This is a genomic window from Candidatus Zixiibacteriota bacterium (assembly GCA_026397505.1).
Taxonomy (GTDB): domain Bacteria; phylum Zixibacteria; class MSB-5A5; order GN15; family PGXB01; genus JAPLUR01.
This window is the reverse complement of record JAPLUR010000061.1, coordinates 42,848-69,388: the sequence shown is the minus strand read 5'-3', so window position 1 is coordinate 69,388 and position 26,541 is coordinate 42,848. Positions and strand designations below refer to the sequence as shown.

The 26,541-nt window shown below is 50.1% G+C and carries 20 protein-coding genes; all 20 read right to left on the bottom strand.

The genetic code is table 11. The features are described from left to right. Window positions 1–17: 17 nt before the first annotated feature. Complete coding sequence (locus NT002_06430; protein ID MCX6828905.1) at window positions 18–2,999, bottom strand: DNA polymerase III subunit alpha; 2,982 nt, start codon at window positions 2,997–2,999, stop codon at window positions 18–20. Beyond that, on the bottom strand, window positions 2,968–4,182 hold the full coding sequence (dinB, locus tag NT002_06425; protein MCX6828904.1) for a DNA polymerase IV: 1,215 nt from the start codon (window positions 4,180–4,182) through the stop codon (window positions 2,968–2,970). Before dinB ends, NT002_06430 begins: the two co-directional genes overlap by 32 nt. A 73-nt stretch (window positions 4,183–4,255) precedes the next feature. Then, window positions 4,256–4,795, bottom strand: a complete 540-nt coding sequence (locus tag NT002_06420; protein ID MCX6828903.1) for a hypothetical protein — start codon at window positions 4,793–4,795, stop codon at window positions 4,256–4,258. Between the two features lie 5 nt (window positions 4,796–4,800). After that, a complete protein-coding gene (ybgF, locus tag NT002_06415) occupies window positions 4,801–5,568 on the bottom strand; it encodes a tol-pal system protein YbgF (GenBank protein MCX6828902.1) in 768 nt (255 codons plus the stop codon). 10 nt (window positions 5,569–5,578) lie between these two features. Further along, window positions 5,579–6,091 (bottom strand): peptidoglycan-associated lipoprotein Pal, encoded by a 513-nt coding sequence (gene pal, locus NT002_06410; GenBank protein MCX6828901.1) that lies wholly within the window; start codon window positions 6,089–6,091, stop codon window positions 5,579–5,581. 138 nt (window positions 6,092–6,229) lie between these two features. Beyond that, window positions 6,230–7,543, bottom strand: a complete 1,314-nt coding sequence (tolB, locus tag NT002_06405) for a Tol-Pal system beta propeller repeat protein TolB (GenBank protein MCX6828900.1) — start codon at window positions 7,541–7,543, stop codon at window positions 6,230–6,232. Between the two features lie 2 nt (window positions 7,544–7,545). Further along, window positions 7,546–8,226 carry a TonB C-terminal domain-containing protein gene (locus tag NT002_06400; GenBank protein ID MCX6828899.1) on the bottom strand — a complete coding sequence of 227 codons (681 nt, stop codon included), beginning with the start codon at window positions 8,224–8,226 and terminating at the stop codon, window positions 7,546–7,548. After that, window positions 8,223–8,642: a biopolymer transporter ExbD gene (locus tag NT002_06395; protein MCX6828898.1), complete on the bottom strand. Its 420-nt coding sequence runs from the start codon at window positions 8,640–8,642 to the stop codon at window positions 8,223–8,225. The genes NT002_06400 and NT002_06395 overlap by 4 nt, the downstream gene beginning before the upstream one ends. Next, window positions 8,642–9,364, bottom strand: coding sequence for a MotA/TolQ/ExbB proton channel family protein (locus tag NT002_06390; protein MCX6828897.1), 723 nt, complete (start codon window positions 9,362–9,364; stop codon window positions 8,642–8,644). The genes NT002_06395 and NT002_06390 overlap by 1 nt, the downstream gene beginning before the upstream one ends. 298 nt (window positions 9,365–9,662) lie before the next feature. Further along, window positions 9,663–10,790 (bottom strand): hypothetical protein, encoded by a 1,128-nt coding sequence (locus NT002_06385; protein ID MCX6828896.1) that lies wholly within the window; start codon window positions 10,788–10,790, stop codon window positions 9,663–9,665. Between the two features lie 10 nt (window positions 10,791–10,800). Then, entirely contained in the window at window positions 10,801–11,619 is an 819-nt protein-coding gene (locus NT002_06380; protein ID MCX6828895.1) for a hypothetical protein, read from the bottom strand. Window positions 11,620–11,631: 12 nt separating this feature from the next. After that, entirely contained in the window at window positions 11,632–13,488 is a 1,857-nt protein-coding gene (locus tag NT002_06375) for a glutamate mutase L (protein ID MCX6828894.1), read from the bottom strand. Window positions 13,489–13,704: 216 nt separating this feature from the next. After that, complete coding sequence (locus tag NT002_06370) at window positions 13,705–14,853, bottom strand: FAD-binding oxidoreductase (GenBank protein ID MCX6828893.1); 1,149 nt, start codon at window positions 14,851–14,853, stop codon at window positions 13,705–13,707. 660 nt (window positions 14,854–15,513) lie between these two features. Then, window positions 15,514–18,537, bottom strand: a complete 3,024-nt coding sequence (locus NT002_06365; GenBank protein MCX6828892.1) for a tetratricopeptide repeat protein — start codon at window positions 18,535–18,537, stop codon at window positions 15,514–15,516. After that, entirely contained in the window at window positions 18,538–20,367 is a 1,830-nt protein-coding gene (locus NT002_06360; protein MCX6828891.1) for an ATP-binding protein, read from the bottom strand. It lies immediately after the preceding gene. A 204-nt stretch (window positions 20,368–20,571) separates the two neighbouring features. After that, window positions 20,572–22,314: a hypothetical protein gene (locus NT002_06355; GenBank protein MCX6828890.1), complete on the bottom strand. Its 1,743-nt coding sequence runs from the start codon at window positions 22,312–22,314 to the stop codon at window positions 20,572–20,574. Between the two features lie 77 nt (window positions 22,315–22,391). Then, on the bottom strand, window positions 22,392–22,952 hold the full coding sequence (locus NT002_06350; GenBank protein MCX6828889.1) for an NUDIX domain-containing protein: 561 nt from the start codon (window positions 22,950–22,952) through the stop codon (window positions 22,392–22,394). Further along, the gene (locus NT002_06345; protein ID MCX6828888.1) at window positions 22,942–25,203 is read right to left on the bottom strand and encodes a SpoIIE family protein phosphatase; all 2,262 of its coding nucleotides are present in this window, start codon (window positions 25,201–25,203) and stop codon (window positions 22,942–22,944) included. Before NT002_06345 ends, NT002_06350 begins: the two co-directional genes overlap by 11 nt. A 19-nt stretch (window positions 25,204–25,222) precedes the next feature. Then, on the bottom strand, window positions 25,223–25,648 hold the full coding sequence (locus NT002_06340; GenBank protein ID MCX6828887.1) for an ATP-binding protein: 426 nt from the start codon (window positions 25,646–25,648) through the stop codon (window positions 25,223–25,225). Window positions 25,649–25,731: 83 nt separating this feature from the next. Then, window positions 25,732–26,067, bottom strand: a complete 336-nt coding sequence (locus tag NT002_06335; GenBank protein MCX6828886.1) for an STAS domain-containing protein — start codon at window positions 26,065–26,067, stop codon at window positions 25,732–25,734. Window positions 26,068–26,541 lie beyond the last annotated feature (474 nt).

The window sequence follows — 26,541 nt, the reverse complement described above, 5'->3', positions numbered from 1 at the left end:
AGCTCTTATGTCAACTCTTAAATATGGCGAGCTTCCTTTAGCCCGGTTGGCGCCGGAGTAATCCTTTCCGCGATAATGGCCGGATTACCGTCATCGAAGGAGAGTTTTCCCTCCACGGTCAGGTAGCGATAAGAGCGAATCGTCTCGCTGTACTTATCATAGGCCTGCGGAAAAAGAATCACCTCAAAAGTATCGTGCAGGGAATCAAAAGTCAGAAAGACCATCGAACGGCCGTCTTTGGTTTTGATTCGTTTCCGGTCGGCCAGCCAGCCGGAGAGGGTCAAAGAGAGATTCCTTCTTCGGTCGATAACCTCCTGCAGATTGAATTCCCGGTAATCATTGAATAGGGTTAAAGGATGGAAAGAGGCCGAAAGCTCCAGAATCTCCCTTTCGGCGCGGAAAATATCAAATGGGGCGCAGGGGGAAAGGGCGAGAGTGCGCATTTTGGGTATCGGCGACCTGCCTTTGAAAAGATCGTCCTTTCCAATCGTCCGTCCTTTTCCCCACAGGCGGTACTCCCAGAGGAGTCTGGCCCGCGAGGTCTCCAGTGAATCAAAGAATCCGACTTTTATTAAATTCTCCATCTCCTGCCCGGATATCTCCACGCGGGAGAGGAAATCGCTCAGGGAAGCGAATGGTTTTCCGATTCTGATCTGTTCCAGGGCCGATCCGGTTATCTCTCTGACCCGCCCGATTCCAAGATAGATTCGGCCGCCTTGCAATGAGTCGATATTTTCCGAATGATTTATATCGGGAGGGACAACCCTGATGCCGAGGCGACGGGCCTCGGCCACATAGACCGAAGAGGGATAATATCCGCCGCCGTTACGCAGAACGGCGGTCATGAAAATGTCGGGATAATGCGTTTTGAAATAGGCGGATTGATAGGCCAGATTGCCGTAGGTGGCGGCGTGGGCTTTACAGAAACCAAAAGAGGCAAATTGAGCCAACTGGCCGAAAATGCTCAGCGCCACGGCACGGTCAATCCCCATCCGGCGGGCCCCCTCGAGAAAGCGACTCTGCAACTTCGCGTGTTCCTTTTGATGCCGCTTTTTCGTGATGGCGCGTCGCAGCAGGTCGGAGGCGGGAAGATTGAATCCCGCGATTTTCTGCGCGGCCAGAATCACCTGCTCCTGATAGATAAATACGCCAAAGGTTTCCTTCAGCACGGGCTCCAGGTTTTCGTGCGGATAAGAGGTTTTCTCTTTACCATGGAAGCGGTTTAGGAAAATTCTCTTCATTCCTGATTCCGACACCCCGGGGCGAATCAGCGCCAGGGCAAGCGTGATATCATTTAATTCTCTCGGTTGCAGGTCTCTCAGAAGGGCCCGCAGTCCGGGCGATTCAATCTGGAAGACTCCAATTGTTTTTCCCTTGCGGAGAATATCATAAGTATCGGGATCATTTTCGGGAATCTTAAAATTATCTCCTTTGATTTTCTTCACAGCTTCATGGCAATCGGCGATCACCGCCAGGCCACGCTGTCCCAGGATATCAATCTTCACCAGCCCGATTTTTTCCGCCTGATACATATCGCACTGGGTGACCACAATCCCCTTGGTGGCTCGTTCCAGCGGGATATAATCGGTCAGGGGTTCGGGCGTGATGACAATTCCGCCAGGGTGGATTCCCAGGTGGCGCGGCAGCCCGGAGATTGACCGGGCCGCCATAAGGGCGGGCCGGAAGCGCTCCCGGTCAAGTTTGAGTTTGGTGGCCGATGGCAGAGAGGCGGCTTCTTTCTCCAACTGCTCCAGCGAGGTGTGCGGGAGGCGCTTGAGAAAGCGGTCGATTTCCTCGGGGGCAAAACCGAGCGCCTTGGCCGTCTCGCGGACGGCCAGCCGCGACTGAAAATGAGTGTATGTAGCCATCATGGCCACATGTTCGGCGCCATATCGCTTATAGATGAAATCAAGGACATCATCACGGCGGCGCCAGTCGATATCGAGATCAATATCGGGGCAATCGGAACGGGCCTCGTTGAGAAATCTTTCGAAATAGAGCCCCTCGCGCAGGGGATCAACCTGGGTTATCCCCAGACCATAAGAGACCAGCGACCCGGCGGCCGACCCGCGCCCCACGACGGGAATATCATGTGAACGGCAATAGCCAATAATTTCCCCGACAATCAGAAAATAATCAACAAAACCGGTGCGCTGAATCACCGACAGTTCGTACTCCAGCCGGGAGAAATATTGCCCCGAAAGATGCGGCAATCGTTGTTTCATGCCGGAGAGAGCATCGTTTCGCAATTTTTCAAAGTGGTCGCCATCAATGATAATATCCGGCAGAATGTTTCGTTTCCGGGGGAAGGTCAGGTGACAGGCCTCGGCGATCGCGAGGTTATTCTTTACCGCTTCAGGAAAGGAAGCATAGAAATCATTGTAGAAGGATGGCTCCCTGAGATATTCTTCCAGGTGCGCGACCGTATGCTCGGGAAGGTTGTCCAGGAGATGGCCGCCATCAATCGCCCGCAAGAGGCGGTGCACGGCATATTCCTCTCTCCGCAGGAAAGTCACGGCGGGAAAGGCCACCGGTTTTATGCCACTCTCGCCGGCCAGACGATAGGATTGCGAGGGTTTGTCGTAGCCAATCGAAAGATATAGCCGGTCGCCGAATATCTCCCTGAGAAGTTCCAGGGAGGGAATCCTGCCGGTTACACAAAACAGGTTCCGGCTGTAACTGCTAATGGTCTCGACGGAGGGCTTTCCCTCCAGTTGATAGCTGGTAATAAGGCGCGAAAGATTCTTGAATCCGTCATGGTTTTCACATATCAGGAAAAATTCGCCAATGGCCGTCGTAAGCTCCGCGCCGATTATGGCTTTCTGATTATTTTCCAGAGCCTGATAATAGAAATCATAACAGCCGTAGAGGTTATTTCGGTCTGCCAGAACCAGGCCGGGATAGCCGTAGCCGGCGGCTGCACGCAACAATGCCTCGGGCGAAGAGGTGCCATAGAGCAGCGAAAAACTACTGCGACAGACCGGGAGTACGAAGTTCATAGCCGGTGTCACCTCGCTTATATCGCTCCGAGAGGGAAAGTGTCCGCCCGGTGGTCAGGGCAAAAAAGCCGGCCTTACGCCGCGCGGTATCAAGACCCCGCCGCAGCCGCTTCTGCTTCTCGATGCGATCATCCAGAAAAGTCTCATTGTCGATGTAATTTTTCAGATTGGCCAGAGACACCCCGACCAGCCGGATTCCGAGCCGCCGGGTGAAAAGGCGACGAAACATCATCTCGACCAGAGGAAAGATGTCGCTTTCGTTGTCGGAAGCCGGCGCAATCCTTGTTGCTCCTTCGACTCGTTCGAAGTCGGCATAACAGAGTTTGATTTTCAATCCGGCGGCATGTTTGCCGAGAGCCCGCAGGCGTGCGGCGGCCCGCTCCAAAAGGTAGTAAAGATGCGACAGCAGCACCGTCTGGTCGGTAATATCCTCGGCGAAACCGGTCTCCCGACTGATCGAACGGATGACCTTATGATCACGCAGGGGCAAGCCATCTTCACCGCGGCTATAGGCGGCGATTTTGAGGCCATTCAATCCAAAAATGGTCTGAAGATAGTTTTCCGGCACGGCGGCCAACTGACCGGCGGTCCGGATGCCCATTTCATGTAATATCTTCTCTCTGCGCGGGCCAACTCCGGGGATTTTGCCGATGGGGAGTTGGGAGAAGAATCCGCCCAAATTCTCCCCGGTGAGGATTGTCAGCCCCATTGGTTTTTTATATTCTGAGGCAATTTTGGCGGCCACCCGGCTGGGGCCGACACCAACGGAAGTCGAAAGGGAAAGCGCCTGCCATATTTCCTTCTGAAGCTGTCGCGCCAGTCTCTCTGTGGCATCATCTTTTGCCACTATTCCCCCCAGCGCCAGACAGGCCTCGTCCTGCGAGATGCGATCTAATTGAGGCGTGTATTTCCCAAGAATATCATAAAACCTGTCTGAGAAGTACTGATAGCAGTGGAAATCACCGAGGAGAAAGACGCCATGAGGGACGAGCCGGGCGGCATCATGAAGCGACATCCCTGTCCTGACTCCCAGCACCCGTGCCTCATAGCTGGGGCATGATACCACCCCCCGCTCGTGCGCCAGCCCCCCCACCATGACCGGTATCCCCGCCAGGGCAGGATTGATTGATTGCTCCACGGAGGCAAAAAAGGCATCAACATCGATATATAAATATGGTCCCATAACTTCTCCGTGTACAATAACGGAAAAATCCTGGGAAACGGTATCACATCCCGGTCACATCTTGAGAGAAAAACTAGCGAGGGGGGATGGCAGGCGGTGTTCCGGTAGAGACTGCCTTTCGCCAGGCGGCTATTTCACGCCCGGCCATGTCATCGATTATATCAGAAACCCAGATGGCGGCCAGGCGGCTGTCGGCATCTGCCTGCGCAATAAGGTTCTGTGCCAGAAAGTAGTTATGAACGGCCGGGCCGCGTGAAAATCGAATCAGAATATTTTGCCGGGTCCGGTCGGAGAGAATGGCTGGAGCCGGAAATGATTCCCGGAAATCCAGAAATCGGATATCGACCGGCTCGGCCTTTTCCGGCACAACCAGATTCTCACGCACCGTCCAGCGTCTCCGCGGGATCGTAATCTCGGCCAGGATAAGGCGTCCCTGGCCATCCACCTGTAATGAAAGGGTCTCTGATTCCAGGTATGAAAAGAATCTTTCATCTGCCACCGGATAATGAAGGGGAAGATAGAGAGCTTCTTCTTCCAGCTGATAAAAACCCCGGCCAGAGGGTATTGGTCCGGTCGGGGTTGAGACCTTTATTTTGAGGGCCTTTATCGGCATAAAGATTATTTCAGCTCTTTTAGTTTCTCCTTGGCCTGAGAGGCCTCAAGGGTGCCGGGATAGTCGTCAACCAGCGTCTTAAATTTGGCTTTGGCTTCTTTCTTCTGTCCCAACTCCTCATAGGAACGGGCTATCTTATAGAGAGCGCCCGGTCGCTTTTCGGATTTGGAGTAATCACGCAGCAAGGTCTCGAATTCGGCAATCGCCTCTTTGTATTTCTCCATCGAGTAATACGACTCGCCAATCCAGAATCGAGCATTGGCCGCCCCCTCTTGTGTCCCACAGTATTTCAGGTAATCGCCGAATCCTTTAATGGCATCTTCATACTGGCCGCGTCGAAGATTGATAAAGGAATCATCATACAGCGCCTGGCAATCGACCGCCGGAGCGGTGCGTCCCGTCGCGCTGTCGCCGGCATTTGCTCCCGGAAGATTGGAGGAAATTACCGGACGGGAGGAATGATTCTGCGAGAGCATATTGACTTTATCCTGGAGATCGCTGACGGAGGCCTGCATGCCCCGGAATTGCTCGATCATATCGCCGATCGTGCTCCGAATTTCCGCCCGCAGTTTCAGAGAAGCATCCGATTCGGAACTAAGCAGCGAATCCAGACGCATCACAACATCTCTGGTCTGCTGCTGGTCGGTGCGGATAGTGTCCACCTTCGTCTCAAGCTGGACTATATCCCGCTTCATGGCACAGCCGGCCAAGAGAAACAGGGCCGTCATAAAAAATATGGCGGCCGGTCCGATTATTGTTCTGCGCGTGTCCATCGCCGAAGGATCACTGCGATATTATTTTAAAATCGTCACGCCGATTCTTGGCCCATGAGGCTTCATCATGACCCAGGGCAACCGGTTTTTCTTTGCCGAAACTGATAGTCTGCATCTGTGATTCCGGAATACCCAGGCCCATCAGAAATTGTTTGGCCGAATTGGCTCTTTTTTCGCCGAGAGAAATGTTATACTCCACGGTACCTCGCTCGTCACAGTTACCCTCGATCCGGACTATCACGCTCGGATTGTCTTTGAGAACCTGAGCGTTGAAGTCGAGAGCGGCTTTAGCCGAATCAACCAGATTATATTTGTCGAAGTCGAAGTACACGGCCTTAAAATCAGACTCGGTGATCTTCTTGATAACCGGCTCCGGTTTTGGCTCCGGCTTCGGTTCCTCTTTGGGAGGGGTCGGCTCGGTTATAACGGGCTTGGTCTCCTCAACCGGTTTCGGCTTCGAGCCGCATCCGAAAAATAACATCAGAGTTGTCAGGGCGAGTACCAGCAGGAATAATTTCTTCATTAGATCCTCCTTGAATCGATTCATATATTACTCTTAGATTTGACTGTATTTTAAATGTTTTTACGCGGATGGTCAACAATAAACAAGAAAAAATCGATATTTTTTTACTTCGATTCGGGCTTGGCGGTCAGGCCCGTTCTATTTTCGCAATGGCGACCAGACCGGGTTGGAATACCCCCCGTCAGTCGTTATTCTTTGCTGTTTGCGGCCGAATAAATCCATCATATACAGATCCGACTGCCCCCAGCGGGTGGAAGAAAATATGATATGATTGCCATCCGGAGAGAAATGAGGGTTTTCATTATCTCCAATTTCGGCCAGAACTCGCAGGTCTCTTCCGTTAATGTCGACAGAATATATCTTAAATATTCTGTCACGACTGATATAGGAAATCCTGTCACCGCGGGGCGACCAGCAGGGGGAATCATTGTATTTTCCTTCAAACGTGAGCCGTCGGACATTCAGCCCTTCGGCATCCATAACGTATATTTGAGGGGAACCGGTGCGATCCGAGGTAAAAGCTATTTCTTTGCCGTCCGGCGACCAGGTGGGTGACGATTCTATGGCCCAGCTATAGGTCAAACGTTTGATAATCTTGCCTTTTCTATCAAGCGTATATATTTCAGAATTACCGTCCTTGGAGAGAACGCAGGCAATCTGTTTACCGTCGGGTGAGACAGCCGGTGCGGCATTTATCCCGGGATAGCCGGCAATCAAATTCATGCTGTTGTCGCTGGTCGTAAGCATATAAATTTTGGGAAACCCATCGACATAACTGGTAAAAAAGATATACTCGCCGTCAGGGGAAAAGGTCGGAGAAATATTGATCGCCTTATTGTTGGTCAATTGCCGCTCGTCAAAACCGTCGTAGTCGGATATGAAGAGTTCCTTATTGCCTCTGACATGCTTAATATAGGCTATTTTGCAGCGAAATATCCCCTGATCGCCGGTTAGGAATTTGACGATATCATCGGCCATCTCATGCGCCAGGGCCCGGTAATAGATTTTGTTGGTCTCGAATTTTTCCTTATGGATTTCTTTTTCGGAGTCGGCTGCAAATAGCCGATAGCGCAGGCGCACATTATCCCCGGGGAATTCAGCCTCGAGCCTGACGACATAGGCGGAACCGAGCCATTTCCATCCGAGTAAGGTCATCTCCTGCAGCTCCATATGCTTCATAAAGAAACTATCAACCAGGACAATTTCGAAGTAGGGAGAAAAATCAAGGTCTTTTCGAAGGATGGCGCCGCATTCCCGCATAATCAGCGAGTCGGCGGCAGTGATGTAATTGATGCCGACATATCTCACTTCCTCGACACCGATTTTGGTCGGCTCAAAGGAGCTCTTTTCGGTCAGGCGGCCACGGATATCGCGCACCGGCCCGCTCTGGGCAAAAAGGGTGGTCGATATGAGAAGCACGCCGAAGAAGAATAATCTTGTTATGGTTTTCATTTTCATTGAGGCACGTATGGAAATTCGAGGTGGATACCGATGATTTCATCGGCAAATTCGCCGGGTAGCGGCGGTAACGGCTCGGATGTCTTAATCGCTTGCTCGCAGGCACGGTCGAAAGTATCGATCCCTGAGGTTTGCTCTATTTCTATCTTAATAATCCGCCCGGAACGAATCACCTGAAAATAGACGATACAGGTCAGAGCCTGGTTGGCATAAACCGGATTACTCCAGTTGCGTTCGATCTTACTGAAGGCCTGGACAAACCAGTATGGATAGTCAAAGGAACTGTTATCGATTGCGGCGCTGCCGAAAATCGATCCGGGGCTGAGATTTTCGCTTACATCCTTTGCGCCGGTATCGGTTCCGGGAATATCTTCGAGGCCTCTATCAAGGGCCGGTTTCTGTTTTTTGTTATCCGTCTTGGTGGGTTTGGTTTTATCCGCCGGCCCGGCCTTGGCCTTGTGGGGGAGAGGAGTCGCTTTCTTTTCGGCGGTCGTCGCTTTGGGAATTACCGCCGGTTTCGCCGCACCCCGGGAAAAAGAGGGAGGAAGCGAGGCCAGATTGACTTTGATAATGTCGCCAAGATTTGGCTTATACTGCGGCTTGAATGGGGCGGTTATGACCATGGCGGCTATCAGCACGACATGCAGAAGTATTGAGAAAAGAAGGTCCTGCCTCATTTCTTTTTGGCCTTTTCGGATTCTTCCTTGGTGGTTATCAGTCCCAGTTCCTTTATCCCCATGCTCTTCATGCGGCCGATGACATCAACAACGATACCGTATGGTACAAGAGAGTCGGCACGCAAGTAAACTGATGATCGGCTGGCTTTTTTAAGTTCCTTATCGAGAGCCGTCTCAAAATTGGCAATTTTGGTCCAAACATCGTTGATGAAAATACCGCCTTTCTTGTCAATCGTAAGAACTACCCCTTCCGCTTGGTCGTCAAGAGCGGCTGTTTTGGTTTTGGGAAGATCGACCTCGATCCCTGATTGAAGAAGGGGCGCCGAAATCATGAATATTATCAATAAGACCAAGACGACATCGACCAGATTGGTAACGTTTATCTCCGCCATGGCTCTGTATTCACGGCGTCGCATTAACTCGCCTCCTTCTTGATCCGGGTCAGAAGCTCGAGCGAAAAATTGGAGGTTTGGTCATAGAAATATTTGAGCTTGTTATTGGCCCAGTTAAACCCAATCACGGCCGGTATGGCCGCTCCCAGGCCTACGATAGTGGCCAGCAGCGCTTCGGCGATGCCGGGTGCGACCACCGCCAGAGAAGCCGATCCCCGCTCGCCAATTGACCAGAAAGCATCCATCACGCCGACTACGGTGCCCAACAGGCCCAGAAAGGGGGAAGTGTTGGCGGTCGTGGCAAGGAAAACAACATATTTTTCCAGACGACCGACTTCTTCAGCCGTGGCGCGCTCCAGAGTCATCCCCACGATTTCGATTTCGTCTTTCTGGAGCCGGCGGGAATTTCCCGAGACGGTCCCGGTTTCATTATTACGATTGATGATATCCCGAATTTCATTATAGCCTGCAAGAAAGAGACCCGAGTAGGGGGTCAGTTTAAAAGTGTTAGCCTGACTGAAAACGTCGGTGAATTTGTTTGACCTTCGGAACGAACTCAGAAACAGCTTGCTCTGCTGGTCAACTCTCTTGAATAAACGCCACTTGTTGAACATGATGGCCCAGGATATCAGCGAGAAGCAGACGAGAATTATCAGAATAATTGAACCGAACAGGCTGGATTGTCCCACTATTTGCCAGACACCTCCGGAAAGAAGTCCCAGAGATAGAATGTATTGAATTTCCATATTGTACCTTTTTACGCTCGAGCGGAAGGAAGGTTTAAATTGTTCTTATCCGCCCATAGTCATCATATATTTGGCTTAATCTATGGCTATAAAAACGGTTCGTCAACAAAAACTGGGCGCTCAAATTAAATGGGCGGCGCTTCATCCCGATTAATTCTCTCTGTCTCAGAATGGCAATAGAACATCAATATGATTTTCTCAGCTGTAAGGCGGAGAATAAAGAAAAGAGGCCTACCTGCGGCAGACCTCAATTAATTCCCGGTTCAATTCGAGCAGTTGTCCCGGCCGGCAATGCTTCTTATGATTCGAGCATCTCCACATTGGCTCTGGGGACTATCGCCCTCACGCCATCCTTAAATTCCACCTCCAGGACTCGAGCGTGAGAGCCGGACTCCAATTCCATGAGGGGAGCAGGCAGGTCGGTGACGACACCGAGCTTTCCGAAATGGGGATGACGGATAACGCGGACCGGTGAGCCGGTATGCAACCCTTGTTCGCGATAATCGGCATGCTCCGTTTTGGCATGGACATCACCATCGCTGGGGATTATGACCTCCGGCCGAATGACGCCGGCGCGAATCTGCGTGGCACCGTTAATGCAAGCCAGTTTTCCTTCTTTTAATTTCAAAAGCTCGAAAGTCTTCTCGGCCATGTTTATCTGGCCGAAACCCTCGGTGACCACAAGCGTGATGCCGATTTCCTCCGAGCCGGTGATAGCAACTCCCAGGTCATACCCAAGAAAATCGCGCAAGTCTTTATCATCAAATCCGCCGACTACAATCCCGGTCGCGCCCACTTTGACCGCCTTCTTGATGGCCTCGGCCGTCACCATGGAGCCGCCGACCACTACCTTACCCTTGCATTCAGGGCCGATCTCCTGATCGGTCAAAACAAATGTGTTATCGGGGACGACCACCTTTATGGGGCCGTGAGTCTCGCCACCTATTCCAAAGATGCCCTGGACAAAGGAACCCCACGTGGATACAGCCACCCCTTCATTGGGGAATATTTCAACCACTTCGCCGGTGACATAGGCTTTAACTACGACCGGAATAGGAGCCCCCCGCAGCAAGACCTGACCGGTGACATGAGAAATTGATTCAACGGTCCCACTTATTTTGGCTTTGCATTCGGATTTAAACAACCCAAAAAATGATTTTGCCCGGGCAATTACTTCGCCCTCCGTAACCGCCTCGCCCTGCTTCCTGAGCATTGCCTCGCTGATATCTTCCGGAGGAAGCCCGAGAATGTTGGCGACATTAACCGGTTCTACTGTTCCGGGGAGATGTGTGCGCGCCACCACGTTATCCGGATTGACCAGATCGCCCTTTTTAACGATCACCTCGCCTTTCAGCGGGAGAATCCGATTCTTGGTTACTAGAATCTTTTCGGTCACTTTCAGACCGGGCGTATATGCATGACCCATAAAATGCCTCTTAATCTATTTTCGAATCCGCTGTTTTTTTCTTTTTATTCGCCCAGATACTCAGAATCCCGGCGCCGAGGACAACCAACACAATCAGCGATATGATTATAGTCTTGTTGCCACCGGAGCCATCGGCGTCATCACCGTCGGATTCCGATTCGATTTGCCCGGCCGAAGACGCTTTCCTCTGAGATAAATCCACCACTTTCAAACTCTCTTTGGGGGCGACTTTATCAAGGTCTCTGGTCGAGAAGGAATTCAGCATACTTATGAAGATTGGTTTGGCCGATTCGTACATTTCGCTTGGAGCATAACAAAGAAATACGGCGCAACCCTTCTCATAGAATTTTCTTATTTCCATCGATATTTTGTTTGCCACATCGGTTGTAATAGGTTTGACAACCGCCACAGCATTGAGCGACCGGTCGTAAACGGGACGATCGAAAGTAAAAACCACGTCGGCCGTTTTTAGGGAGCCTTCGACATAATCCTTGCCGTATTGGGCTGAAATTGATTTCAGGGCCGAGTCGATTTCTCTGCCGTCTAATTGCCAATCGGCAGTGAGGGTGATGAACACATAAGGCTCCAGGAAAAATGGCTGGTCGGTCTTCTTAGCCAGCACAGCGTCAAAATCGAATCGGTTGGGATCAATCCCCTGCGTCTGAAGAAAAATATCTACCGTCGAATAGGGGACATGAAACCAGTCATCAGGATAGCTGACATAAAAGCCGCCTCGCCAATCAACAAAGGTATTACCCGGTAAAGCCGATGGGACGACCATCACCGCAGCAAGAATCATTGCCAGAAATATTCCGCCGGATTTTATCATATTTCTCCCGCCTTACAGCCGCTCCAGAGCATCTTTGGGGTAAATATTAAGCTCAAGCATCCACTCTTTCAATTTATTGACTCTGATCGTTTCGTCGGTCGGAAGCTCGAACGGACGACCACGTCCGTCAAGAATTATCCCGGTGACGCCGCCCGGAAGTTCGGTTTCGACCTTATTTCCCTTACCCTTCCCCAGGTCCAGGCCGCGAAGCGGTACCAGCTCCGCTTTGGCTTTAAACGGCAGACCGTTATCTGCCACGCCCAGAGGGATGAGTTTCATCTGACCGAATTCGAGTGTGCCCGCCTCCACTTTTCCATCAAGAAGAGTGATTTTATATTCCATGACCGGACCAGGCTTTTTCACTTCACCGGCCGGAGCGACACATGTGCCCAAATGAATCAAACAGTCCTTGTTGAATACTTCGGTGGCGGCTTGTTTATGTATCGTGGAAAGGATCCCCAACTGAGGCATCATGAAGATGGAATCCACGGCAAGGCGGGTGATTCCTTCAGGCAGAAAAGCATCAATCAGCATCAGGGCCGATTGCTGTCGTCGCGGGGCATGGGAGAGAACGCCTCCGGAACCGACCAGGATATCGAGTGTCATCATATTAACCAGCGTGGCTCCTGAGGCGGTCTGCTCGAAAGCATCGGCGATTGTCCTCTGCTGCTGTACGCCTTTGAGCACGGTGGCGAAATTCTTATGTTGAATGAAAGCCAGGCGGAGCGCCTCTTTGGCGATAGCCTGCTCGAAGATCAGTTCCTCCATCGATTGCGGTATGGTCGTGGGCCGGATCATTTTGTTCTTGACCCGGTTGCGCAAATCGCGCTCATCCATATGGAACGGAACCCAACGCATTACCATCGGCAGGGTGGCCTCGGCAAAGACGTTGGAGATAGAATAACTCATGCCAAGATTGGCCGATACGGTTCGGTTAAAAACACCCTCGGCGCCTCCTGGCCGAAAGACCGAGAAAACGTCGGTGGTGGCGCCGCCGATATCGACACCAACCGCCTCGATTCCCTCCATATCGGCGATGGTCTTGATAATCAATCCCACGGCGCCAGGCGTCGGCATGATAGGGGCATCGGTCCAAGTCATCAGGGTTCGGTAGCCGGGGGCCTGCGCCATCACATGCTCCATAAACAACTCATGGATTTCCTCGCGGGCCGGGCCGAGATTCTCCCGTTCCAGTACCGGACGAATATTCTCAACGGTGCGCAAATCAACCTTCTTGGAAAGGGTCTCCTCCACCGCCTTAGCGGCTTCCTTGTTACCCGCATAGATCACGGGCAGGTGATAACCTGACCCAAGACGGGGCTTCGGGTCGGCGGCCGAAATCAATTCCGCTATCTCCACAACGTGGGTTGTGGTGCCACCGTCAATGCCGCCGGATAGAAGAATCATGTCGGGGCGGAGGTGACGAATACGTTCTATTTGCTGATGGGGAAGACGTTTATCGTTGGAAGCGATGACATCCATAACAATCGCTCCCGCGCCCAGCGCGGCACGCTCGGCCGATTCGGCGGTCATGGAACGAACCACTCCTGCCACCATCATCTGAAGACCGCCTCCGGCGGAGGATGTCGAGATATAAATATCGGTGCCCACATTTCCTTTGGCGGGCGATATAATTCTGCCTTCCTCGTCCAGTAATTTGCGGTTGGATAATTCCTCAACCTCGCCCACCGCATTGAGCACGCCCTTGGTAACATCCTCAAAGGGGGCCTCGACCGTTGTGGGAGCCTCACCGCGGACAATCAGCCGGAATTCACCGTCACGTTTCTCAATCAGAATTGCCTTCGTAGTCGTAGAGCCGCAGTCGGTTGCCAGGATTACCTGGATATCTTCAGGATTCATCTTTGCCATATCGTACCTGCTCTATTTGCATTAGTCATTTTTTAATTTGCTGCGGAAGGAAGCCGCACGAGGGAATTCCCTGGATGTCGACTATAAACTTCCGGATTTTCCAAAGATAAATATTATAATTAAAATTACTTCCAATGTAAATCGGTTTTTTTGACAGAGGTGAAACCGATCCATTTGAGTGGTTTTTTCTTTTCCTCTTCGCCAACCCCCGGGAGGTCAGATGACGTTGGTCTCTTCGTGAACCATTCCCTTCATAAACCTCTGCGGCGAGAGGGGGGAGATGTCAATTGAGGGCTCTTTTCCACATATCACTTCGGCCGCGACAATCCCGGCCGCCGGGGCGTGCATCAGCCCATGGCCGGAAAAACCAGCTACCAGAAACATCCCTTCAACATCATTACCATAACCGATTATTGCATGATGGTCAGGGGTTGTTTCATACAGGCCTGCCCAACTTCGGGATACTTCCGCCGTCTCCAGCTTGGGCACTCGGTCGAGAGCTTTCATCAAAATGGTATCGGTATAATCCGGGTCGACCGAGATATCGAATCCCGGCTTCACAGTCTTGTCGGCCCAGCCGAGCAGGAGGCCGGGGGATTCTCTGTGGAAATAAAGGCCGGATTTAAAATCAACGACCATGGGGAAAGTCGGTGGAATATAATCCAGAGCACCGGTCGTAACAATCTGCCGGCGGATGGGATCAATCGGGACATCTGTCCCGGCCATCTTGCCTATCAAACCGGCGAAAGGTCCAGCAGCGTTGATCACCAGCGGGGTTTCAATTTCACCCTTGTTGGTGATGACGCCGGTAATTCTGTTGCCCTTCATCGTAAAGCCGGTTACTTCAGTCTCAACCAGCATTTCGACCCCCAGCCTGCGGCCGGCGGTCGCATAACCCTGAATCAGGTCGCTGGGATCCGCCAGACCGTCATCCTTACAGTAGGTAGCCTTGATAATGTCGTCAGTCCTGACCGGGGGAGCAATCTTATTGATTTCCGATGGTTCAATAAGCTCGACTTTCAGCCCCAGAGAACGCTGGAGCTCCATCGCTCTGGTGAAATCGGCCAGCTCCCTTTCATCGGCTAAGAGAAACATATATCCGACCTGGTCATAGAGAGCATGATAGCCGGTTTCCTCCTCAAAATGAGCCAGGATTTCTTCCGATTTCATCGACATTTGAATATTTATCTTGGTTGAGAACTGGGCCCGGATTCCGCCGGCGCATTTGCTGGTGGCTCCGGCGCCAAGAAACAGCTCCTTTTCCAGCACTACGATCTTGCCATATTTCCGCTTGGCCAAATTGAAGGCAGCCGCCAGACCAATAATCCCGCCGCCAATTATGACAACATCAGCATTCTTTGTCATTTCTCAATCCTGCATCATAAAGTTGACACAAACCAAATAGTGAAACTTTTCACTTTCTCAATGTATCCAGAACCCGGCATAAGTCAAGGAAAAAGGGACATTTTTCGAATGAAGGCAATGCCTCAGTGAGGGATAGGCTGACGAATAGATTCCGGGCTGCCCGGTATTGATATACCCTTCTCAGTTAGGATTTTAAACTTACTGACAGCAGTTTATGAGGTTGAGGATCAGCAGCTGAAACATGATATTCCTATCCAGTATTAAATAATCCAATAATTGAAATATTTTGCACAATATATTGGGGTTTAGGAATTTGTAGGGGCGACCTATGAGGCTTTCGGGAAAATTAATGAGAAAAAATAATAATTCTTGTTGATTTTGCTTGACTAATTTTTTTGATCTGTTTTATTAGAAATATAGGGACTAATTGCTAGCGGGAAATTGTTTCATTTGCTTTTGGTAAACAGATTTATTTAATTAAAAGAAGCCCGGAGTATCCGGGTAGTTGTAACACCAACTTCAGAGGAGGTGGAGAATGAAACTCACCATCGAAAGACTCGAGGAGAAAATCGCCCCTCTCGGCTTTAGCTTGGGCGGGCAATAAGCTCCTTTGAAAGTTGATGAGTCGGGCAGGCCCTGAAATGTTTCAGCGGCCTGCCCTTATTTTTTGGCCAGAAGTTGGCTGAGCTTTTTTACCTCGCCAGCGAGAGAGGCGATTTTTCGATCTGATAGAAAACTCTGCCGGAGCGAATCATCCTTTATATCATCAGCGATGGCTTTGACCCCATTTATGGCTTTTTTATAATAAGCGTAGGCGGTCTCATAATCATGCAGCACAGTATGAATTCTGCCCATCCCGACGGCCGCGCTTATCATTTCGGGCAGAAGAGCCGAATCGGAGGCGATACGATAACCCTTTTCAAGGAATGTGCGCGCTTCCTGAAGATTTCCCCGGCTTAGATAGTGATCGCCTAAGAAAATGAAATATCCCGCATTTTCGATATCGGGATTATCTTCCCGGAAAGTGGTGGTCAATCTGCTCAGTACTTGGAAAGCATTTTCATTATTCCCGGCTTGAAGCAGCAGCGCGCTCTTTTTCAATCTCACAAGGCTGATATCGCGCAAGACTTTGGTTTCCATGGCGATCGTCTCGGCTTTCTCCATCAATGAGAAATCATTATCGATAAGGGAAAGGATGGAATAGATGGATGTAAGCGCTCTTTTGTCACCACGCTCCTGTGCCAGCTTCAGCGCAGTTTCAATGGTATTTCGAGCGCGGCCCCGATCGTTCAGCCTATAATAAAGGTCGGCTAGATTGATACGACTGAGAATATGGTCGTTATTGGCATCAAGTTGCTCTCCGATTGCGACCGCCCGGGCGGCGCTCTCCATAGCTTTGCCGTAGTGCCCCATCCGCTTTTGAACCACCGCCATGTTACCAGTAAAAACCCCGGTGTGAGGCATATCGGCCAGTTCGGAGGCCAGATTCATGCCCTCTCTCAAGAACTGAAAAGATTCCTTAAGTCGCCCTGCGGAGATCATGACCTGAGTCAGGTTGTCGAGGTTAAACAGCAATTCCTTCTTGTTACCAATCTTGCGATTTATTTCCAAAGATTCCTGAAGATCTTCCAGCGCCTTGTCGAATCGCCCGATTTCATTATAAAAGAATCCTCGATTATTAAGAGCCCGGGCAATCTCCAATGCGTTGCCGATCTCGCGGTTCAAATTGAGTGACAGAGTTATGACCCTGATGACCCGATCAAGGCGACCCCGGACATAGAAAATGAAACTCATATTGTTGAGCGTCGAGGCGACATCGGATTTTGCCTCAAGCCGCCGCTGAATCCTGAAGGCCTGCCTGAAATAATTATAGGCTTTATCCATCTGGCCGCTGATAGAATGGATATTGCCGATATTGTTGAGCGTATGTGACAACTCCAATTGGTCTCCGATATCACTGTATATCAGCCGCGCTTTTTCGAGGGCCTCAACACCTGATTTATAGTCCTGCTTCATTTTGTAAAGGTCGCCCAGATCTTTGTATGTCTCGGCCAGCAGTTTATCGGAGGGCTGCCCCCGGTAAAGATCGATGATTTGCAGATAAGTTTCCTCGGCCCAATTCGCTTCGCCAATAGTCTTTTCCAGGTCGGCTCTTTTCATCAGGACGAGGCCGAGCTTGGCCGTCTCGTTCTTAATCCGACATGTTTTCTCCATGGCACTTAACAATTCCAGAGCCCCGGCATTTTCATTCCGATCGATTAAGGCATTTACCATATCCCAGGCAACGGCATACCCATCCTGCAAATCCTCGGCGCGCATGTAGAGATGGGCCGCCATCGGATTGGTCGGGGCCTTATGATGGGCCAGGTGGGCCAGCAAACCAGCGAAGCGCCTGACCGTACACCGGGATAGTTGTCCCGATATGGCATAAAAAAGGGGGCGAGTAAGAAACGCTTTTTCATTTGCCGAGATCAGAAGACCGATGGTTTCCGCCGCTTCCGCACTTCCCAGAATTGCGGCCATTACCGCTTTCTTTTTCGCTGAATAGCTGAGCCGGCGATAACCGTTACCCACCTGCACCTGCAGTCGGCGGGGGTAGATTATCTGCTCCGGCCCGCCTTTGACAATGATATAACCCTGATGCCAACTGATAAGGCCCAAAGAAAAGTTGATTTCCAGAATATTCCTTAGTTTGGACAAGTCCTCGCCGGAATAATCATATAGTCTCTCGACAATCGGCGACTCGAGTTTAAAAGGGGCCCTGTTTAATAAAGATAGACAATCATCCGCTTTCTTTAATTCGAGCAGATGTTTCGGCCTGATCGCCCTGCGAAAAGGATATCCGGCCCCAAGCTTTTCCAACATCACGCAGATAGCGAAGCCGCTTTCCGGCCGCTTTTGAGGCTCCTTGGCCAGCATCATCTTAACCAGATCGGAAAAACCGCCGGGGAGAGAGCTATTCAGAGTCTCGGGAGCAGGCGGATCATATTCTTTAACCCGGGCATTGATGCGAACCGGATCGATTTCATCTTCGAGAAAGGGATGATTTCCGGTCGCCAACCGATAGGCTATCACACCCAGGGAAAAAATATCGGAACGATAGTCGAGGAGGCCGCTATCGACTGTCTCCGGCGCCATATATCCAACAGTGCCAAGCCCCAGCCGGGCATCCTTTTCTTCCGTATCTCTTAAGGCCAATGAGAAATCAGAGATTTTGGAGTAGCTCAAATTTCCATTGATATATGATGTCAATTGATTATTAAGGAAAATATTTTGGGGTTTCAGATCCCCGTGACTGAGGCCGGCCAGCCTCAAAAAATAGAGATTGATACTTATTGATGAAATAATATTCAGGAGAAGCTCGCTGGTGTCAGGCTCTCCAATTTGATCAAGAGTCACTCCGGGGCAGAATTCCAGGGTCAGGAAGGGAAGAGTTGCCTCCATTTCATTTACCCCCCATACGCGGACCAGACCGGGATATCTCAATTGACCGATTAAATCATGCTCACGCCGAATAAGAGGCAAGAATTTTTCCCTTGATGGGGAGGTGTCATCGAGCGGTATCTTAAGAGCCTGGAGGTGCGAATCGGAGAGTCTTTGGGCCAGATAAACATGAGCCGTCCCGCCGCTTCCCAGGAAGCGGATGATTTCATATCCGCCGGGAGAGAAGGAATTTCTGGCCATCTACTTTATCTTATCAACCTGATCCCTGGGTAGGAAAATGGTAAAGATTGTCCCCTCATTGGCTTTGGAGATCAAAGTTATTTCGCCGCTATGATTCTTGACAATCTTGCGGCAATTGGCCAGGCCGAGGCCGTGCCCGGTCTCTTTGGTGGTGAAGTGCGGCTGGAATATTTTGGGTAACGAATCCTCGGGGATGCCACAGCCGTTGTCTGAGATGCAAACCTTTAAGGCCGCCTTGGCTTCATCATAGGAAGCCTGAATCCCGATCCGGTGGATAAACCCGGTGTTCCCCTGCGTTTCTTCCTGTTTGGCCCGCTGTTCCAGGGCGTCGGCCGCATTGTTCAGAAGATTCATGAGTACCTGCTGAATCTGCCCGACATCAATCTGGATATTGGGGAGATTATTGCCCAGGTCAACCGAGAAAACCACCCTCTTAAATCGGGACTGCGCCTTGAGGGAGAAAAGGAGATCTTCTATCAAATGCTTGATATCATAATTTATGACTTCCGTCTCGAGCTTCGAGAAATCCATCAGGCCGTCGGTGAAACGTTTCATCTTGGAGATGCTCTCTATGATCTGATGAGCATTATACCTTGCTTTGTCGGCCTGATTTTTCTGCAGATTCAGTGACAGGAGTTCGGCATTATTGGCGATAATGGCCAAATAGTTATTCAGCTCATGGCCGATAGAGGCCGCCATCTCGCCCCGTGCCACCAGCTTTTCGGAGAGAATTACATATTTCTCCATAATAATCTTCTCCGTGATATCCTCAATAATCAGAATCAGACCGTCGCCGCCATAAGGCAGCTTGTTAATGGGAGAAATCTTAACGGAGAAGACTTTTTCGGCATAGCCGGTGTTATGGAAATAGCGGGAATCCTCAAATGGCTGGTTGGTGGTCAAAGCGATATCAATCATCTGCCGCCATTTGGTGACTTCACTTTCGGGAACAAGCTCAAAGAATTTGTTCGGGGCCTGACCCGGGCTGAGCAGTTTGATCCCTTCTTTGTTCTTGTCCAGAACGGCCAGGGCAGCGTCGTTTATCGAAGCCAGATTGTAGAGGGAATCAATAACGACAATCCCGACCGGCGATTTGTTGACAACCTTTTCGTTGTACTGTTTCAGATCCAGCAGGTTGTAATAGAGATTGGCGTTGTGTATGGCATGTGCCGCCTGCTGGGCCAGAAGCTCAAAAAGATATAAATCTGATTTCAGAAATATCTTGGCCTGCGAGGAGTTGTCCAGGTAAATCACGCCTATGACATTGCTTTTTATTTTCAACGGAACGCACATGATGGAGCGGAGGTGCAGTTCCAGAACCGATTGCTGATTGGCATATCGCTCGTCCGACTGGGCATCCGAAGTATATACCGATTTTCCGGAGGAGGCAACTTTGTTGGCAATGGAATTGGAGATCTTGAAATCCTCTTCCATCAATGATTCTTTGCAGAGATTATACGCCGTCTTGAACTGTAGCTCCCCCTTGTCATCGAGAAGCATGATAAAGCCTCTTTCGGCGACAAGGAGTTCAATGGCTTTTTCCATGACAATCTGCAGAATATCTTCGAGAACCAGGGAGGAATTGATCGCCAGTGATACCTCCAGTAGGGCTCGCAAGTCCTCCTGGGATTTCGAAGTATTGCTGTCGTTTGATTCAATGCGCGGATTGGTATCGGCGATTTCATCAAGCGCCGCCTCCATCTCCGCCAGGACATTTCCGGTATCGCTTAATTTCAGCCTTTGTGTGTCTGATTCAATTTCGCGATCGGTATCATCCAGGGTATACCCGGTCAAAATTCTTATGGTTTTATCATCGTCTATTATGCTCATATAGTCCACCATAGAATGTTATTATCTCCTTATCATATCGGCAGATATGACCGCCCCTTTAGGAACCACCGGCGCCGCGACCGGGTCCGTGAAAACAAGATGATCAACTTGAAAGGGGGGCGGTTGAATTTACCACCCCAATAATTGCTATTAACTTATAGCGCAGTAAGGGATTGCCCGTAACAGGAGCTACCCTGAATGTCTTTAGAAAAGATGCTCCAGTCGAACATAGAATTTTGGTGAGGCTTCCGAACGATCCATTCGCTTGGACACGTTTATCCTGATATCCTCTTCGAACGATAGGCCGACACCAAGCGCATGTTTGACTTCGGCCTCGGCCAGACGACCCGGGCCATCGCCTATTTGCCCGACATTATAGAACAGCCAGCCGATCATGCCGGAATTGGGAAATTCGATTCCATATTCGATATCGCCCAGCCAAAATTCAGTCCCCATATATTCTTTTTGCTTGTAACCATAAAGCGTCCCCAGGCCGCCGATGAAAAATTTGCGTTGCAGCGGAAGATAACCATCGGAACCGCCGTATGCTCCTCGCAAAAGCAGGCCGGATTGCATTCCCAGGCTTTGATGGCGCGAGACCACAAACATATAGCGCGAGAAGACAAAGTCGCTGTTCCATTTGTCCGGCGCCCATTCTATTTCAGCCGCACCTTCCCAGAAGGAGCCTTCGAAGAGCCCCTCGTCTTTCCTGGTATCAAGCCTAATTTTCTGCATTAAGGAGGTAATATCGCGGCCCTCAATTTCGCCCTGGCCCAGTGCCCGCTCGGGACCTTCAAGGGAAAGAAAATTTTCCGAGAATCTCTTTGAGCCTCCGCCAAGCGACCAAAGATTGCGGTGCCCGTTCAGCCATTTATATTTTTCCGCCAAAACGCCCAGTTCATAGCTGATTTTTCCGAAAAGCTTGATTCGCGCGAATCCATAACCTCCTTCGGCCTCAAAGTAATCTTTGTTGTCTTCGGTTGCCAGAAGCGCAAAGATCGTATTTTCCGTCTCTGAAATCAGCAAATCGTCATTGGAGGCCAGCTTCCGGTAATAAGAGCCGCCGAAAGTAAAAGGATATTTCTCGAAAAAGGTCTGCTCAATGCCGATATGATAGCGCCATCGATCCGACGCGAAGGCGTATCCGGCGTAAACTCTTATTTCCGGCAGCACTGAGTCCTCGTCACGAAATTGCACTCCCAGTAACGGTGCGGCGCCATCAACTCGATTATAATTGAAGCTGAACATCGGAGAGAATGTCCGATCATGACGATACCAGCGCCGCCACTGGCCGAAATCGAATTTATTCTTGGTGTCGGCTGATTGAATGGCGCCGTAAATCGTAGCTTTCTTGGCAATACTTACACTCCCGCCGACGGTCGCCACATTTCCCCGGATGACGGCATTATCACCGATGTTAATCGTGCCAAAAACCGCCACGACCTCTTCGTTGACTTCCCCATCAACCCTGATATCCGACCAGAAACTGACCACGGCGCCGCGAATGAACTCCTCGCTGCCGATATTGATATCTTTAAGCAGCGATATTACATTTTTCTTGTGGCTGCGATAAGGCCGAGCTGTCTCGATCCCTTTCTTAAAGAAAAACAATTTTGTTTCGCCCTGGGGAGTGGTCTCGACTTCGACCCGGTCGATTATATCGGCCGGATAAACCTTTCCGGCCAGATGAAAACCGGCGGAGTCGACAAAGAGATTATTATTAATCAGGACCTCCTGTGCCGTTTTCCTGACATCGCCGCGGGTGAAGACCATTGTTTCGGTAGTATCATCTCCATTGATGGTCATGATTAATTGCTTTTTGACAAAGGCGATTTTCATGAAATAATCTTCCGACTGGGGCCGATCGTATTTTTTATATTCATCAGCACCGAAAAGATTTATGGCAAGCAGGAGACCGGCTGCTATCAATGATATTCTACGAAGCATACCATATCCTCCATTTCCATCCATTACGTTCCCTGTTTTTAACAACGATAATAATCTCAATCAATTTTGCCAAGCAACTATCTCAAATACCTTTGCCGATAGTCTTTCAGCGCCTGCCGATGCGAGAGAAAGGCGATGTTTTCCGGCAATTCCTCAAAGCCAAAGAATCTCACTTCCATGGCATCGTCAGCCGCCTTCGGTTCACCGTCGACTACTGAAGCAAGATAGAGTATCAAGAGAGCATTGGTTCTGGGATCATCGGTCCCGGAGTAAACCTCAAAAAGCGACTCCAATTTAATACGCAGGCCGGTTTCTTCGGCGATTTCCCGGACGGCTGTTTGCGAGGGATGCTCATCCCACTCCATGAACCCGGCAGGAAGGCACCACCAGCCGACACGGGGCGGGGCGGCTCTCTTCACCATGAGGATTTTCCCCTGCTCAAGAACCAGCGCCCCGGCGGCCGGGGTCGGATTATGGTAATAAATAAAATCACAGCCCTGATTGGAGCATTTAAGCCGAATGCGATGGTCAAGGTCCAATTGCTCCAGTGGCGCCCGGCAATAAGGACAGAACTTATATCCCGAGAATCTCTTTTTCCGTTCGAAAAGGAATGCCTCATCAAATTTCTTAATGTCCATCGGATGCTGTCCCCTTTACAATCTTGAGTACAATCAAAGTGGTATCATCGCGCGGCGGATCGGTCGGGTCGAAGCCGCGAACGTCGTTCAGAATGCCATCCGCAATGGTGTTAACATCAAGGTCGCGATTTCTGACTATATAATTGGTTATGCGCTCCTCGCCGTACTCCTCATCCCGTTCATTTTGCGCTTCCGAAAGACCATCGGTGTACAGGAAAAGAACATCGTTTTTATGAAATTTCACAAGCCCTTCCTGATATTCAGCTCCCGGGAAAGCCCCGAGCAAGATGCCGCCTTTTGAGAGGGGTTCATGGGTACCATCGGCACGCACCAGAATGGGATAATTGTGCCCGGCATTGGAATAGCGGAACTCAGAATTATTCTGATCAAATTCGCCATAAAAAAGGGTGGCAAATTTCTCTGATGAAGTTGACTGAACCACATATCTATTAATATTATACAAAATTCTGGAAATTTTGATGTTGTTTCCGACCTCGGAACGCAGCATCGCCTGTATCTGGGCCACCAGAAGCGCCGCCGGCATTCCCTTCCCGGAGGCATCGGCGATGACCATTCCGATGAGGCCATTTTCGCGATGAATAAAATCATAGAAATCCCCTCCGATCGTGCGCGAAGGAATGGAACTGGCGCAGATATGGAAAGTCTCGGCTCGAGGAGGGCATTTTGGAAGCAGATCGAGCTGAATCTGCCGCGCCATTGCCATTTCCTCGTCCAGACGCTGTTTTTCGAGCGAATCGATATAGAGACGGGCGTTGGTCAGCACCGTTACCAGTTGGTTGGATATAACCCCCAGCATCGTGATATCTTCCGCATTATAACGGAATCCGGAAATTTTCTCGGTCAGCGCCAAAAATCCCAGGAGATGGTTGGCGTCCTTTAAGGGAAGAATCAGCTGTACCCGGCGCTTGTCCACTTCGGCGGCAAGAGCGCTTCCCCTGCGATAGGCCGCCAGGCGGTCGATCATGGTCGGCGATTCCAGTTGGCCGATACCTCCCAAAAAGAGGTCTTCGCGGCTGATGATTATCTTCTCCGGGAAATCTTCGGAAGGAAGGACCGTATATTCATTCAGGCTGTCATCGAACAGAATAAAGTAAACTCTTTCCACCAGCAGTGTGGACTTGAACGTCACCTCAATCATATTGCGCAACTGCACCGGGTCAAAAACCGAAATCAGGCGCCGCGACAGAAGCTCCATGACATTCCGATAGTCGGCGCGATTTTTGATAAAAAGCCTCTTAATCAGATTGTCGAGTTGTACGTTGATGGGCTGGAAGAGGATCAGCGCTGCGACAATAAAGGCAATATTTACGATGGTTGTTTTGGTTCCGAAAAAGGCGGTGATTATCTTGTCCGCCTGATCAACCAGCAATATATATAAACCGACCAGTATTCCCGATGAGATCGTATAAACCAGCGACTGACGCACAATAACTCGGATATCGAGGAATTGGTGCCGGATAATCGACCAGGCAATAGCGCCCCCCCCGGTCATGAGGGCCAGAATCAGGATGCCGGTTTTCAGCGGTTCCGGCATCTCAAATGACAATATCACCGGCAACAGGAAGGAAATGGTATAAAGCCCCATGGCGGTCGACATACCCCAGATGATCACATTCGACTGATTCCGGAGCTGCCGATTTGTTATCTGAGCTTTCCCTCGCAAAATAAAATAAACCGCCAGCGCCACATAAATCAGATTGATCGTGGAAAACAACGTTCTCTGGGAACCCAATAAAACACTGAATCCGAGGACCACCCATTTCAGGATATAGGAGAGAGGTTCCAGAATCAAAGAGATGAATCCTTCGCCGGAGCCAACCTCAAGAAGATTGAGTATTTTTTCAGGATTGATGAATATCACGACCAGCAGGATATGGAATACATGGGGAAAGAATATCAGGTAACGCAACTTGGGGAATCGAAAATATGACAATCGGTCGACAGGGAAGACCCATGAGAAAAGAAGAAAAGCCGGGAAAAAGAGTTCCCAGATATATTGCAGGTTATAAACCAGCGATTCTTCAAAAGGGGCCCCGGCGGAGACATTCGGTTTGACAATACTCACCAGGGCGAGAAAAACCGGCCCCATGGCCGCGAAAAAGAAAGTCATTCCAGTGATCCGGTTAAGGCGATTGGAGACATGCTCGCGTACCACGGCAAAGGCCAGGAAGAGCAGCACTCCGCCAAAGATAAAATACAGCGCTGTTATGAAAGGCTGAATTGACTCCATAGAGTCGCCAAATCCCGAATTAGAGTAGACGTTTAGTCAGTGTCACCCGTGTTCCCCGATTCTCGTGAGAATCGATCACCACGGTGTCCATCAACGACCGGGCGATAAAAATCCCCCGGCCCGCTTCCCGCATCAAATTGCCGTCCTCAATGGGACTCCGCACACTGGCGGGGTCAAATCCGTTTCCCTGGTCGGAAATAGCTATCTCCAGGTCGGCATTCTTTTTCCGAATGGTAACCGTCACCTCTTTTTCAAGGTCCGAGCGGTTGCCATGAATAATGCCGTTATTGACAATTTCCGTTACCGAAATAGCGATATCGGCGATGGCCGATTCATCCACTCCGAATCCACGCAAAATTCCTTCGAGAAAACTGTCAACATCAACCAGGTACTCCTGAGACGAAGGGATTTTGATGGTGTTGTCAATGATCGTCGGCTTTTTCATCTTTGCTTCCCATTCTACTAAAAAGGGCAGGTTGGAGACACAACCTACCCTGACATTGTTCCTCTTCTCGTCTTCAATTTTCCCTAGAACGATTTTATAGCTTCCTCGACCGAATCGAAGGCTTCAAATACGGTGATCAATTTGGTAATGGTCAGAAGTGATTGAATCTTGCCGGTCACATTGGCCAGTCTCAAATCCCCCTGATTGTTGCGAATGGTGGTCAGACCGGAAATCAGAATCCCCAGACCGGTCGAATTCATCCATTCCACCTTCGACATATCAACAACAACCTTCTTCATCCCCTTTTCGATAAATTCATGGAGCTTATCATGAAGGATAGTTGCATCGGGGCCGCCCATGATTTTCCCTTTTGGCTCCAAGACAGCCACTCCATTCTTTTCAAAATCGCTTAGTTTCATCTGAGCCGACACCTCCGTAAAATTATTTGCAGAATTCTCATTTCAGTCTCTCTTTATCCTTTCCGTCTCAGCGAAAAGTGAACACTTCTTTGATTCCTTTAAAAAATCCGCAAATAATAGGGCTATGTCAAGGTATTTCTCTATGACTCTGAGTCCGGTGAGACAGGCGAAATGCTGCTCGATGCCATCAATGAAAACAACGAATTCTCCTGCTTCCAATACAGTTGCCAGAGCATAAGACCGACAATAGGCAGCGAATGTTGCAGCTTTCGCAGCGGGCTGCCAATTTATCCTGACAACCCGCTCTTATGGACGCTCCTTCGTAAGCTATGGATCTGCCTCAGGGCGGGATTAGTGCTGTTGATATCGGAGAAGGAAAATGGTCTGGCTCGTCAAAAATTGGGGATAATCATCAGACCATCAACAAGAAACACAAAGTAATGGTGACTCAAGATATTGCAATACAATATATTG